The sequence below is a fragment of the Streptomyces sp. NPDC102258 genome, from assembly GCF_055584685.1.
In genome coordinates this window covers 117,513-131,357 of sequence record NZ_JBVJLO010000004.1, presented here as the reverse complement: position 1 = coordinate 131,357, position 13,845 = coordinate 117,513, and the positions used below count along the sequence as shown (strand labels likewise).

The following is a 13,845-nucleotide window of genomic DNA, read 5'->3' as shown; positions in this document are numbered from 1 at the left end:
CGAGAGGGGAACCACATGAGCCGCGCCCGAGGCGTGCCCGAAGTGACCGACGCCGACTTCGCCGCCGAGGTGCTGGAGGAGAGGGAGCTGCCGGTCCTGGTGGAGTTCACCGCCGACTGGTGCGGGCCCTGCCGCCAGCTCGCCCCCGTCCTGTCCGCCATCGCCGCCGAGCAGGCCGGCCGGCTCAAGGTCGTCCAGATCGACGTCGACCGCAACCCGGCCACCGCCGCCCGCTACGCCGTCCTGGCCGCCCCGACGCTCCTCGTCTTCCGGGGCGGCGAACCCGTCCGTCAGATGGTCGGGGCCCGCCCCAAGCGCAAGCTGCTCCAGGAGCTCGAAGAGCACCTGGAGCAGCGGCCGGCCGTTACGGCCTGAGCCAGAGCGTCGCCATCGGCGGCAGCGTCAGCCGCAGGCTCGCCGGGCGCCCCTGGGCCGCCACCGGCTCGGGGCGCAGCGGCCGGGTGTGGTGGACGCCGCTGCCGCCGTACGCCTCCAGGTCCGTGTTGAGGACCTCGTGCCACTGCGGCACCGCCTCCGGCACCCCGAGGCGGTAGTCGTGCCGCACCACGGGGGAGAAGTTCGACACGCACAGCAGCGGCGAGCCGTCCGCCGCGAACCGCAGGAAGGCGAAGACGTTGTCCTCGGCGGCGTCCGCCTCCACCCACGCGAAGCCCTCCGGCACGGAGTCGCGCTCCCACAGGGCCGGTGCGGCCCGGTACGCGTGGTTCAGATCGCGCACGAGGTCCCGTACGCCCCCGTGGTCACCGGCCGCCGGGTAGCCGGAGTCCAGCACCCACCAGTCCGGCCCCTGCGCCTCCGACCACTCCGAGCCCTGCGCGAACTCCTGCCCCATGAACAGCAGTTGCTTACCCGGGTGGGCCCACATGAAGCCGAGGTACGCGCGGTGCGTGGCCCGCTGCTGCCACCAGTCGCCCGGCAGCTTCGAGACCAGCGCCTGCTTGCCGTGCACCACCTCGTCGTGCGAGATCGGCAGCACGTAGTTCTCGCTGAAGGCGTACACCATCCCGAAGGTCATGTCGTGGTGGTGGTACTTGCGGTGCACCGGGTCCTTCGACACGTACCGCAGGGTGTCGTGCATCCAGCCCATGTTCCACTTCAGGCCGAAACCGAGCCCGCCCGCGTCCGTCGGCCGGGTCACCCCGTCCCAGGCGGTCGACTCCTCGGCGATCGTCACCACCCCCGGGCAGCGCCGGTAGACGGTCGCGTTCATCTCCTGGAGCAGCGCCACCGCGTCGAGGTTCTCCCGGCCGCCGTTTACGTTCGGCGACCAGTCGCCGTACTCGCGCGAGTAGTCCAGGTAGAGCATCGAGGCGACCGCGTCCACGCGCAGGCCGTCCACGTGGAACTCCTGGCACCAGTACACGGCGTTCGCGACGAGGAAGTTGCGGACCTCCTTGCGCCCATAGTCGAACTCCAGCGTCCCCCAGTCCGGGTGCGCGGCCCGGCGCGGGTCCTGGTGCTCGTACAGCGGCCGGCCGTCGAACTCGGCGAGCGCCCAGTCGTCGCGCGGGAAGTGCGCCGGCACCCAGTCGACGATCACCCCGATCCCGGCCCGGTGCAGCGCGTCCACCAGGAGGCGGAAGTCGTCCGGGGAGCCCATCCGCGAGGTCGGCGCGTAGTAGCCGGTGACCTGGTAGCCCCACGACCCCCCGAAGGGGTGCTCGGCGACCGGCATCAGCTCCACGTGCGTGAAGCCCAGCTCCTGGACGTAGGCCGGCAGCTGCTCCGCCAGCTCCCGATACGAGAGCCCGGGGCGCCACGACGCCAGGTGCACCTCGTACACCGACATCGGCGCCTCGTGCGGCGCCCGCTCCCCGCGCCGCGCCATCCACTCGGCGTCCTGCCACACGTGCCGCGAGGACGTGACCACCGAGGCGGTCGCCGGCGGGACCTCCGCGGCCCGCGCCATCGGGTCGGCCCGCATCGTGCGGCTGCCGTCGGGGCGCGTGATGTCGTACTTGTACAGGGCCCCCTCGGCGATCCCGGGCAGGAACAGCTCCCACACCCCGCTCCCGCCCAGCGAGCGCATCGGGTAGGCGCCCGAGTCCCAGTACGAGAAGTCCCCGGCCACCCGCACGCCCTGGGCGTTGGGCGCCCACACCGTGAACCGGGTGCCCGCCACCCCCTGGTGTTCCATCGGCTGCGAGCCGAGCGCGGTCCACAGCTCCTCGTGCCGGCCCTCGCCGATCAGGTACAGGTCCAGCTCCCCGAGCGCGGGCAGGAACCGGTAGGGGTCGTGGGCCTCGGTCTCCTCGCCGTCGTAGCCGACGAGGAGCCGGTAGTCCGGCACCGCGGTCAGCGGCAGCAGGCCGGAGAACAGCCCGTCCCCGTCGTCGAGGAGCTCGGCTCGCAGCTCCTGCGCGACGACCGTGACGGCCTTCGCGTACGGGCGCAGCACCCGGAAGGTCACCCCGTCGGGCCCCGGATGGGCGCCGAGCACCCCGTGCGGATCGTGGTGGCGGCCCTCCAGCAGCCGGGCCCGGTCCTCCGCGCCCAGCGCGGGGGCGGGCCGGACGGCGGGCGGGGCCGCGCCCCGGCGGGCCCGGGGGGTGCGGGCGGGCTTCGACGGGGCCGGTGCGGCGGGCTCGGCCGCGGCGGGCTGGGGTGCGGCCTGGTCGCGGACGGTCGGTGACGGCTGTCGTGCGGCGCTCACGCGAGCGGCCTCCTCGGGGGCTTCGGATGGGGGGCGGCGCCGGGGTTGGCCGGCGGGGGCATGCGGTGGGCGGGCCGCTGGGGTTCCGACAGCCGGCGGATCGCCGCCATCGGGACGTGCAGCCAGTCCGGGCGGTGCCGGAACTCGTAACGGGCCTCGTACACCGCCTTGTCGGTCTCGTAGGCGCGCAGCAAAACCGGTTCCTCGCGCGGATCGCGACCGGTGGTACGGGCGTAGCCCTCGCAGAACGCGGCCCGGCAGGCGTCCGCCCACGCGGGGGCGAACGGCCGGTGCGAGCGGGCGGCGTAGTCGAAGGAACGCAGTATCCCGGCGATGTCGCGCACCGCCGGTTCGGGGCGGCGCCGGTCGGCCAGCGGCCGCGCGGGCTCGCCCTCGAAGTCGATCAGCGCCCAGCTGCCCTCGGCGGTGCGCAGGGTCTGCCCCAGGTGCAGGTCGCCGTGGATGCGCTGGGCGTGGACCCCCGAGCCGCGGGAGGCGGCCAGGGCGTCGAAGGCGCCGCGCAGCCCGGCCTCGTACGGCTGGAGCGCGGGCACCTCGCGGACGGTGGCGGCCAGCCGCGCGGTCATCCCGGCGGCGAGCCGGGCCGTCTGCTCGGGGCCCAGCATCACGGTGGGCAGGGCGGAGGCCAGCGCGCTGTGCACCTCGGCGGTGGCCCGGCCCAGCGCGTGCGCCTCGGCGGTGAAGTCGGCGCCGGCGCCGAGCCGGCGCAGGGCCAGCTGCCAGCCGTCGTGGGAACCGCGCAGGTAGGGCTGGAGCACGCCCAGGGTCAACGGTTCTCCACCCCCGGGCAGCGCCGCCTCGTACCAGGCGACGGGCGCGGGCACCCGCGCGCAGCCGGCGGAGGCCAGCGCTCTGGGCAGTTCCAGGTCGGGGTTGACGCCGGGACCGACGCGGCGGAACACCTTCAGGATGTACGCGTCCCCGTAGATCAGCGAGGAGTTGGTCTGTTCCCCGGACAGCGGGCGGGGGGCCAGTCCGGCCGGGACGGGGGCGTGCGCGTCCCGGTCGAAGCGCAGCGGCCCCAGGGTGCCGGGGGAGCGCAGGCGTTCCAGCAGCATCGAGGCGAGCCTGGGGTCGCCCAGTGCCTCGTACACCGCCCGGCCCGCGTGCGGTCCGCTCTGCGGGTGCCCGATCAGGGCGGGCGCGAGGGCGGGCGGCAGCGGTGAGGGCCTGATGCCCAGCAGGAGTTGGTAGCAGTCGCCGTCCACGTCGAGGAGCAGGTGGAGCAGGCCGGGAGCGGATCCCGGTGGCAGCAGCTCGGCCGAGGAGACGGCCCTGATCCTGTTGATGGCACGGCCCTTGCCCGCGAACCAGCGCTGGGCGGGCAGCCAGGCCCGCAGCATCGGTTCCAGCGGGCCGATCCCGGCGGCCCGGTCGGCCGTCAGCCGGCTCCGGGCGGATGCAGCCTCCGACATGGCGTCGCGTCCTTTCCCCGGGCCGTCACAGAATGCGCAGAGTGTCCCGGATGTGCGGCAGTTGCTTCTCCGGTATGTGCGAGTGTCGGGTCAGGATGATCCGTACAGGGGCGGGCGGTTGACCCAAACGAGTGCCCGCCCCGTACCTCGGCCCCGTCAGTCGGCGCGTGGGTCGTTGCGCAGACGGAACCAGTAGAAGCCGTGTCCCGCCAGGGTCAGCAGGTACGGCCACTCGCCGATCGGCGGGAAACGCACGTCCCCCGTGAGTTCCAGGGGCACCCGCCCGTTGAACGACCGCAGGTCCAGCTCGGTGGGCTGCGCGAAGCGGGAGAAGTTGTGCACGCACAGCACCAGGTCGTCCCCGAACTCGCGGAGGAACGCGAGGACCGCCGGGTTGGACGAGGGCAGTTCGGTGTACGAACCGAGTCCGAAGGCGGGGTTCGCCTTGCGGATCTCGATCAGTCTGCGGGTCCAGTGCAACAGCGAGGAGGGCGACGCCATGGCCGCTTCGACGTTGGTGACCTGGTACCCGTGGACCGGATCCATGATGACCGGCAGGTTCAGCCTGCCCGGATCGCAGGAGGAGAAACCGGCGTTGCGGTCCGGGGTCCACTGCATCGGGGTGCGCACGCCGTCGCGGTCGCCGAGCCAGATGTTGTCGCCCATGCCGATCTCGTCGCCGTAGTAGAGCACCGGCGAGCCGGGCAGCGACAGCAGCAGGGCGGTGAAGAGCTCCATCTGGTTGCGGTCGTTGTCCAGGAGGGGGGCGAGCCGGCGCCGGATGCCGATGTTGGCCCGCATGCGCGGGTCCTTGGCGTACTCGGCGTACATGTAGTCGCGCTCTTCGTCGGTGACCATCTCCAGGGTCAGCTCGTCGTGGTTGCGCAGGAAGATGCCCCACTGGCAGCGCTCCGGGATCGCCGGGGTCTTGGCCAGGATCTCGGAGACGGGGTAGCGGCTCTCTCTTCGCACGGCCATGAAGATGCGCGGCATGACGGGGAAGTGGAACGCCATGTGGCATTCGTCCCCGCCCTTCGCGAAGTCCCCGAAGTAGTCGACGACGTCCTCGGGCCACTGGTTGGCCTCGGCGAGCAGCACGGTGTCCGGGTAGTGCGCGTCGATCTCGGCGCGGACCCGCTTGAGGAGCTGGTGGGTCCGCGGCAGGTTCTCGCAGTTGGTGCCCTCCTCGGCGTACAGGTAGGGCACGGCGTCGAGGCGGAAGCCGTCGATGCCGAGGTCCAGCCAGAAGCGCAGGGCGGAGATGATCTCCTCGACCACGGCCGGGTTCTCGTAGTTCAGGTCCGGCTGGTGCGAGAAGAAGCGGTGCCAGTAGTACTGCTTGCGTACGGGGTCGTACGTCCAGTTCGAGGTCTCGGTGTCGACGAAGATGATGCGGGCGTCCTGGTACTGCTTGTCGTTGTCGGCCCACATGTAGTAGTCGCCGTACGGGCCGTCCGGGTCCTTGCGCGACTGCTGGAACCACTCGTGCTGATCGCTGGTGTGGTTCATCACGAAGTCGATGATCACCCGCATGCCGCGGGTGTGCGCGGCGTCCACGAACTCCACGAAGTCCGCGAGGTCCCCGAACTCGGGCAGGACGGAGGTGTAGTCGGAGACGTCGTAGCCCCCGTCGCGCAGGGGCGAGGCGAAGAACGGCGGCAGCCACAGGCAGTCGACGCCGAGCCACTGGAGGTAGTCCAGCTTGGCGGTGAGCCCCTGGAGGTCCCCCACGCCGTCGCCGTTGCTGTCGTGGAAGGAGCGGACGAGGACCTCGTAGAAGACGGCCCGCTTGAACCAGTCGGGATCGCGGTCCTTGGCGGGGGTGTCCTCGAAGGTGTCGTGGACGGGATCGTTGATCATCATGTGGTGGGTGACCCTCCGGTGGGCGGGGACGGTCGCAGAGCGGCCAGTACGTGCGCGGGCGCACGGCCCGGCTCTAGACGCACGTAGTTCGCCCTGCCCCAGTGGTAGGTCTCGCCGGTGAGCTCGTCGCGCACCGCGAGGGACCCGTGCCAGTCGAGGCCGAGTACCGGCATGTCCAACGAGACCGTCGCCTCCTGGGTGTGGTGCGGATCGAGGTTGACGACCACCAGTACGGAATTGGCTCCGGCGTGCTTCGAATAGGCGATCACCTGTTCGTTGTCGGTCGAGTGGAAGTGGATGTCGCGCAGCTGCTGGAGGGCGGGGTTGCGCCGGCGCAGCCGGTTCAGGGTGGTGATCAGCGGGGCGATCGTGCGGCCCTCGCGCTCGGCGGCGGCCCAGTCGCGCGGCCGGAACTCGTACTTCTCCGAGTTCATGTACTCCTCGCTGCCCTCGCGCACCGGCTCGTTCTCGCAGAGCTCGTAGCCGGCGTAGACCCCCCAGGTGGGGGAGAGGGTGGCGGCGAGGACCGCCCGGACCTCGAAGGCGGCGCGGCCGCCCCGCTGGAGGTACGCGTGCAGGATGTCGGGCGTGTTCACGAAGAAGTTCGGCCGCATCACGGAGGCCGAACGGGTCCCGGCCAGCTCGGTCAGGTACTCGGTCAGCTCGGCCTTGGTGTTGCGCCAGGTGAAGTACGTGTACGACTGCTGGAAGCCGACGGCGGCGAGCGCGCGCATCATGGCGGGCCGGGTGAAGGCCTCCGCCAGGAAGATCACGTCCGGGTCGGACTTGTTGATGTCCGCGATCACCTTCTGCCAGAAGACGACGGGCTTGGTGTGCGGGTTGTCGACGCGGAAGATCCGTACGCCGTGGTCCATCCAGTGCCGCAGGATCCGGACCGTCTCCGTGACGATGCCGGCCATGTCGGTGTCGAAGTGGACCGGGTAGATGTCCTGGTACTTCTTCGGCGGGTTCTCGGCGTAGGCGATCGTCCCGTCCGCGCGGTGGCGGAACCACTCCGGGTGCTTCTCCACCCACGGGTGGTCCGGGGAGCACTGGAGGGCGAAGTCGAGCGCGATCTCCAGGTCCAGCTCGCGGGCGCGCGCCACGAAGGCGTCGAAGTCCTCGATGGTGCCGAGCTCGGGGTGGACGGCGTCGTGGCCGCCCTCCGTGGAGCCGATGGCCCACGGCACGCCCGGGTCCCAACTTCCGGCCGAAAGCGTGTTGTTGGGGCCCTTGCGGTAGGTGGAGCCGATGGGGTGGATCGGCGGCAGGTACACCACGTCGAACCCCATGGCGGCGATGGCCGGCAGCCGCTCGGCGGCCGTGCGGAAGGTCCCGCTGACGGGAGGGGCGCCCGGTTCGAGCACCGCGCCCTCCGAGCGCGGGAACATCTCGTACCAGGAGCCGAAGAGGGCCCGCTTGCGCTCGACGAGCAGCGGCAGCGGCTTGGCCGCCGTGACCAGCTCCCGGTACGGGCGCTTGGCCAGCGCCGCGTCCACCGCGGGGTCGAGCGCGGCCGCGTACCGCTCCTGGACCGGCCGGTCCTCGTCGCGCATCGCCTCGGCGGCCGCCAGCACGGCCTCGCGGCCGTCGCGCTTGGGAATCTTGGCCGCGGCCCGGGTGTAGAGCTCCGCGCCCTCCAACAGGGTCAGGCCGGTGTCGAGGTCCGCCGGGATCTTGATCGCGGCATGGGCGCGCCAGGTGGCGACCGGGTCGCTCCACGCCTCGACGGTGTACGTCCACCTCCCCTCGACCTCGGCGGAGACCCGGGCCCCCCACCGGTCGGTGCCGGGGGCGAGCTCGCGCAGCGGGACGGGCGGGCGCAGCCGCCCGCTGGGGTCGCGCAGTACGACGTGCGCGGCGACGGCGTCGTGGCCCTCGCGGAACACGGTTGCGGAAATTTCGAAGACCTCGTCCACGACCGCCTTGGCGGGTCTGGCGCCGCAGTCGACGGCGGGGCGGACGTCCAGCACGGGAATGCGACCGATCATGATGGGATCACCTGGGGGCAGTTCGCAGGGCTCGGTGACAACAGGCCGGCTACGAGGGCAGCCGGTAGTGCACGCTCTGTTCGCTCTGTTTCTAGCCGCTCGGAAGACGGCTGGAGTGCGGGCATGGCCGCTCCTGTCCGCGTTCACTCGGGTGGCGGGGAAAGGTTGGGTGAGGGTGCGCCGTGCGTGTACCGCGCGTACCCGCAGAGCCCTGCCCCACTCACACCCCGCCCAATCCGTGCTGTCGGTTAACTACTCGTACGTAGTGGCACGCGGATCTCCGAGCCCCGGATCGACATCCGCCGAGGCTCCGTCAAGTCGGGCGGGACCGGCCGGGTTCCGGTGCGGGGGCATCGCACCCCCTCGGTCACCCGGCCGGGGCGGGATGGTCCGGGGGAGGGGCCGGCGCTAGCCTTCCGGGGGCGATGCGCGGCCGCACAGCGTGGTGTGGCCGCCCCGGTCCGTCCTCCCCTGCGAAGGTGGAACACGTGAAGGCTATCCGTCGATTCACCGTGCGCCCCGTCCTCCCCGAACCCCTGATGCCGCTCGCCGAACTGGCGCGCAATCTGCGCTGGTCTTGGCATACGGAAACCCGCGAACTCTTCGAATCCGTCGACCCCGAGGGCTGGCAGGCCGCCGGGGGCGATCCCGTCCGGCTGCTCGGTGCCGTGCCCGCCGCCCGCCTGGAGGAGCTCGCCGCGGACCGGCGGTTCCTGCGGCGCCTCGCCGTGGCCGTCGCCGACCTCGACGACTACGTCCACGGCGGCCGCTGGTACCAGAGCCACGAGAACACCGCCGAGCTGCCCGCCGCCATCGCCTACTTCTCCCCCGAGTTCGGGATCACCGCCGCGCTGCCCCAGTACTCGGGCGGCCTCGGGATCCTGGCCGGCGACCACCTCAAGGCCGCCAGCGACCTCGGCGTCCCCATCGTCGGCGTCGGTCTGCTCTACCGGCACGGCTACTTCCGCCAGTCGCTCTCCCGCGACGGCTGGCAGCAGGAGCACTACCCCGTACTCGACCCCCACGAGCTGCCCCTCGCCCTGCTGCGCCGCGAGGACGGCGCCCCCGCCCGGGTGTCGCTCACCCTGCCCGGCGGGCGCTCGTTGCACGCGCACATCTGGCAGGCCCACGTCGGACGGGTCCCGCTGCTGCTCCTGGACTCCGACGTCGAGGACAACGACGCCGGCGCCCGCGAGGTGACCGACCGCCTCTACGGCGGCGGCAGCGACCACCGTCTCCTCCAGGAGATGCTGCTCGGCATCGGCGGCGTCCGCGCCGTCCGCGCCTACTGCGCGATCACCGGTCACCCCGACCCCGAGGTGTTCCACACGAACGAGGGACACGCCGGGTTCCTCGGCCTCGAACGCATAAGGGAACTCGAAGGGGAGCAGGGCCTCGGCTTCGACGCCGCCGTCGAGGCGGTCCGCGCCGGCACCGTCTTCACCACCCACACCCCCGTCCCCGCCGGCATCGACCGCTTCGAGCGCTCCCTGGTCGCCCGGCACTTCGGGGAGGGCGGCGAACTGCCCACCGTCCCCGTCGACCGGATCCTGGAGCTCGGCGCCGAGACCTACCCCGGCGGCGATTCCGGCGTGTTCAACATGGCCGTCATGGGCCTGCGCCTCGCCCAGCGCGCCAACGGGGTCTCCACCCTCCACGGAGCCGTCAGCCGGGGCATGTTCGCCGGGCTGTGGCCGGGCTTCGACGCCGCCGACGTGCCCATCGTCTCCGTCACCAACGGGGTGCACGCCCCGACCTGGGTGGCCCCCGAGGTGATGCGGCTCGGCGCCCGGCAGATCGGGCCCGGGCGCACCGAGGACGCCCTCTCCGTCGGCGGCTCGCCCCGCTGGGACGCGGTCGCGCAGATCGCGGACCAGGAGGTGTGGGAGGTACGCCGGGCCCTGCGCGAGCAGCTCGTCCAGGAGGTACGGGACCGGTTGCGCGCCTCCTGGAAGCAGCGCGGGGCCGCCGACGCCGAACTGGGCTGGGTGGACTCCGTCCTCGACCCGGACGTGCTGACCATCGGCTTCGCCCGGCGCGTGCCCTCGTACAAGCGGCTCACGCTGATGCTGCGCGACCCCGAGCGGCTGCGCCGGCTGCTGCTGGACCCCGACCGGCCCGTGCAGATCGTCGTCGCCGGGAAGGCCCACCCGGCCGACGACGGCGGCAAGCGGCTCGTCCAGGAGCTGGTCCGCTTCTCCGACGACCCCCGGGTGCGCCACCGCATCGTCTTCCTGCCCGACTACGGCATGGCGATGGCGCAGAAGCTCTACCCCGGCTGTGACGTCTGGCTGAACAACCCGCTGCGCCCGCTGGAGGCCTGCGGCACCAGCGGGATGAAGGCCGCCCTCAACGGCTGCCTCAACCTGTCCGTCCTGGACGGCTGGTGGGACGAGTGGTTCGAGCCCGACTTCGGCTGGGCCATCCCCACCGCCGACGGCCTCGGCACGGACGAGGACCGGCGCGACGACCTGGAGGCGAACGCCCTCTACGAGCTGATCGAGGGCCGGGTCGCGCCCCGCTTCTACGACCGGGCCGGCCGGGCCGGGCTGCCCGTGCGCTGGATCGAGATGGTCCGCCGCACCCTGGTGTCCCTGGGCCCGAAGGTGCTCGCGGGCCGGATGGTACGGGAGTACGTGGAGCGGCTCTACGCCCCCGCCGCGCTCTCCCACCGCGCCCTGGACCCCACCGCCGCCCGGGACCTCGCCTGGTGGAAGGGGCGCGTCCGGGAGGCCTGGCCCCGGGTGGCCGTCGAACACGTCGAGGCGGCCGCCGAGGCGCCCGTCGGCGGCACCGCCGAACTCGGCGCCACCCTCACCCTGCGGGTCCGGGTGGCACTGGACTCGCTCGCCCCCGAGGACGTCGAGGTCCAGGCCGTCGCGGGCCGGGTCGACGCCCAGGACGTGATCCGCGACGGGCGGAGCTTCCCGCTCAAGCCCGCCGCCGGTCCCGACCTGGAGGGCCGCTGGGTCTACGAGGGCCCGCTCGCGCTGGACCGGACGGGCCCCTTCGGGTACACCGTGCGGGTCCTGCCGGCGCACCCGCTGTTGGCGACCCCGGCCGAACTGGGCCTGCTCGCCGCGCCCGCGGACGCCGAACCGCCGGCCGGCGGCGTACTGCTGCGCTGACCGGCGCCGCTCAGGGGACGGGCGGCGGGTCCACCAGCCGCCCGTCCTCCACCAGCATCCCGGCGCGCTTGACGTTGCGCAGCGTCGGCACCGCCTCCACCTGGCGGATCCCGGGCAGCGCGCCGACCCGCTCGGTCAGGAACGTGTACAGCGCGTCGGTGTCCCGGCAGATCACCACCGCGAGCAGGTTCGCCGTGCCGGTCACCGCCGCCGCGAACGGCACCTCCGGGTACCCGCCCAGCGCCGCCCCCACCTCGGCCAGCAGCGCGGGCTTCACCGTCAGCATCAGGACGGTCTCGGCCTGGAAGCCCAGCGTGCGCGGCACGATCTCCACGTCGAAGTAGACCGCCCCCTCCGCGCGCAGCCGCTCCAGGCGGCGCCGGGCCGTGGACTCCGACAGCCCGGTACCCCGGGCGAGCTCGGGATAGCCCGCCCGGCCGTCGCGCCGCAGCAGGGCCAGCAGCGCGAGCTCGGCCGCGTCCATCGTGTACGGTTCGCCACCGCCCGTCGGCGCGGGCAGCTCCAGCGCGGCCACCTGGTCCGGGCGCAGCACGTCGAGGCCGAACCAGCGCTCCGGCCCGCCCGTGTACATGCGCAGGATGGTGTGCGCGCTGACCCCGGTCACCCGGCGGGTGCGCGGCAGCTTGTCCAGCAGCAGCCCGTCGCGGTCCTCCCGGGTGCGGGCGCGGGTGGTGCAGTGGATGTCGGTGCCGCCGGAGCCCAGGTTGACCCAGGCGATGTCCGGGCGGCGGGCCAGCGCCTCGGCGACCGCGAGCGAGGCGTCCGGCGCGCACTGCACCCGCAGCCAGGACTCGAACAGCCCGACCCGCCGGCCGAGCGGCAGCCCGACCACCCGCAGCAGTCCGCCGGTGCGCATCCTGCGGTAGCGGCGTACGACGGTCTGGTCCGAGACCTCCAGCACCTGGGCGAGCCGGCTGAAGGAGGCCCGGCCGTCGATCATCAGGGCCTGGATGAGCGCCAGGTCGAAGGTGTCGAGTTCCGCGTCTTTCATGGTTTCCATCATGACAGGGCCAGATGTGGGGGAAATCCGTCACCGGAGCGGTGCTGGATGGGGGACGGGCCGGTGCGGCTGTCACCTTGGGTACATCCCCCACCGGTTCCCGAGGAGAATTTCCCATGCGTAAATGGCTACCCCTGACGGCGGTCTGCCTCGGGGCCTTCATGCTCCTGGTCGACGTCACGATCGTGACGGTCGCCCTCCCCGACATGGCCGAGGACATGCACACCGGCTTCGCCGGCCTCCAGTGGGTGATGGACGTCTACGCCCTCGCCCTGGCCGCCCTGCTGCTCGGCGCCGGCTCGCTCGCCGACCGGATCGGGCGCCGCCGCGTCTACCTCGGCGGCCTCGGCGTCTTCGCCGCCGCCTCGCTGGCCTGCGGCCTGGCCACCGGCCCCGGCGTGCTGATCGCCTTCCGCGCCGTGCAGGGCCTCGGCGGCGCGGCGATGTTCGCCACCACCATGGCCCTGCTCAGCTCCGCCTACCAGGGCCGCGACCGCGGCGTCGCCTTCGGCGTCTGGGGCGCGGTCAACGGCGCCGCCGCCGCGGCCGGACCGATCATCGGCGGACTGCTGACCGAGCACTTCGGCTGGCGCTGGATCTTCTTCATCAACCTCCCCGTCTGCGCCCTGGCCGTCTGGGTGACCCTGAAGGCCGTGGCGGAGTCGCGCAATCCGCACGCCACCGGGCTGGACCTGCCCGGCATGGCCACCTTCACGGCGGGCGCCGGGGTGCTGACGTACGCCCTGATCCGGGTCGGCGAGAACGGCTGGACCTCCGCCGCCACCCTCGGCCTGCTGGCGCTGGCCGCGGTCGCCTTCGCCGCCTTCGTCCTCGTGGAGCTGCGCAGCTCCCGGCCGATGCTGGACCTCTCGCTGTTCCGCAGCCCGAACTTCGTCGCCGTCATGGCGGGCGGCCTGCTGCTGTCCGGGGCGGCCTTCTCGTACCTGATGTACGTCTCCCTGTGGCTGCAGTCCGCCGAGGGCATGGGGCCGGTCCGGGCGGGCCTGGTGCTGGTGCCGATGAGCCTGGCCGCCTTCGCGGTCTCGGCGGTGGCCGGCCGGCTGCTGCACGGGGCGCCCGCCCGGCTGAGCATCGGCGGCGGGCTGCTGCTGATCGGCGCCGGGGCGCTGCTCCAGGCCTGGATGCTGGACGCCGGGGACGGCTGGGGTGCGCTCGTGCCGGGGCTGGCGCTGACCGGTATCGGCGTGGGCATGGCCACCCCGCCGCTGGCGGCGACCGCGATGGCGGCCGTGGCCCCGGCGCGGGCCGGCATGGCGGGCGGCGCGCTGAACACCGCCCGGCAGCTGGGCAACGCCCTCGGCATCGCGGTGCTGGGCGTGGTGTTCCACGCCGGGCTCGTTTCCGGGCTCGGCGGGCAGCCGCGCGAGAGCGCCGACGTCCTGGCCTCCGGCGGGGCGGGGCGGCTGCTCGCGGCGGCCCCGGCGGCGCGGGAGTGGGTGGAGGCCGCCTTCGCGAGCGGGCTGCGGGAGACCTTCCTGACCTCGGGCGTGATGGGCCTGGCCGGTGCGCTGCTGGTGGTCCTGCTGATCCGCCGCCCGGCGGCGGCGGCCCCGGTGCCGGAGCAGGCCTCCGCGCCGGCGGTGGCGGCCGCCTCCGAACGGGCCTCCGCCTGAGGGACCACGTAAGAAGAAGGCTGTACGGGGGCGTGCGCGGGGGGCGTGCGGGGCGTGCGCGGTGGGGGCCGTATGGCGGCGTTCGGCGGCGGTTCGCT

8 protein-coding genes are annotated in these 13,845 nt (G+C 73.1%); 3 read left to right on the top strand and 5 right to left on the bottom strand.

Features of this window, described 5'->3' with window-relative positions:
- The first annotated feature begins 15 nt into the window (after positions 1-15).
- Entirely contained in the window at positions 16-375 is a 360-nt protein-coding gene (trxA, locus tag ACZ6ZT_RS08530) for a thioredoxin (RefSeq protein WP_469716793.1), read from the top strand.
- On the opposite strand, the gene glgB is transcribed toward trxA, so the two are convergent.
- From glgB to ACZ6ZT_RS08510, 4 genes are all read right to left on the bottom strand, one after another.
- Positions 365-2,674, bottom strand: coding sequence for a 1,4-alpha-glucan branching enzyme (glgB, locus tag ACZ6ZT_RS08525; RefSeq protein WP_469716791.1), 2,310 nt, complete (start codon positions 2,672-2,674; stop codon positions 365-367). The genes trxA and glgB overlap by 11 nt on opposite strands.
- Positions 2,671-4,110 (bottom strand): maltokinase N-terminal cap-like domain-containing protein, encoded by a 1,440-nt coding sequence (locus tag ACZ6ZT_RS08520; protein ID WP_469716789.1) that lies wholly within the window; start codon positions 4,108-4,110, stop codon positions 2,671-2,673. Before ACZ6ZT_RS08520 ends, glgB begins: the two co-directional genes overlap by 4 nt.
- A 156-nt stretch (positions 4,111-4,266) precedes the next feature.
- Entirely contained in the window at positions 4,267-5,973 is a 1,707-nt protein-coding gene (treS, locus tag ACZ6ZT_RS08515) for a maltose alpha-D-glucosyltransferase (protein WP_469716787.1), read from the bottom strand.
- Positions 5,970-7,964, bottom strand: a complete 1,995-nt coding sequence (locus tag ACZ6ZT_RS08510; RefSeq protein ID WP_469716785.1) for an alpha-1,4-glucan--maltose-1-phosphate maltosyltransferase — start codon at positions 7,962-7,964, stop codon at positions 5,970-5,972. Before ACZ6ZT_RS08510 ends, treS begins: the two co-directional genes overlap by 4 nt.
- A gap of 488 nt (positions 7,965-8,452) precedes the next feature.
- On the opposite strand from ACZ6ZT_RS08510, the gene glgP reads away from it, so the two are divergent.
- Complete coding sequence (gene glgP / locus ACZ6ZT_RS08505) at positions 8,453-11,092, top strand: alpha-glucan family phosphorylase (RefSeq protein WP_469716783.1); 2,640 nt, start codon at positions 8,453-8,455, stop codon at positions 11,090-11,092.
- 10 nt (positions 11,093-11,102) lie between these two features.
- Here the strand turns inward: glgP and ACZ6ZT_RS08500 are convergent, their stop codons facing one another.
- The gene (locus tag ACZ6ZT_RS08500; RefSeq protein ID WP_469716782.1) at positions 11,103-12,104 is read right to left on the bottom strand and encodes an Lrp/AsnC family transcriptional regulator; all 1,002 of its coding nucleotides are present in this window, start codon (positions 12,102-12,104) and stop codon (positions 11,103-11,105) included.
- Between the two features lie 125 nt (positions 12,105-12,229).
- On the opposite strand from ACZ6ZT_RS08500, the gene ACZ6ZT_RS08495 reads away from it, so the two are divergent.
- Positions 12,230-13,747, top strand: a complete 1,518-nt coding sequence (locus tag ACZ6ZT_RS08495; RefSeq protein WP_469716780.1) for an MFS transporter — start codon at positions 12,230-12,232, stop codon at positions 13,745-13,747.
- The last annotated feature ends 98 nt before the right edge of the window (positions 13,748-13,845 follow it).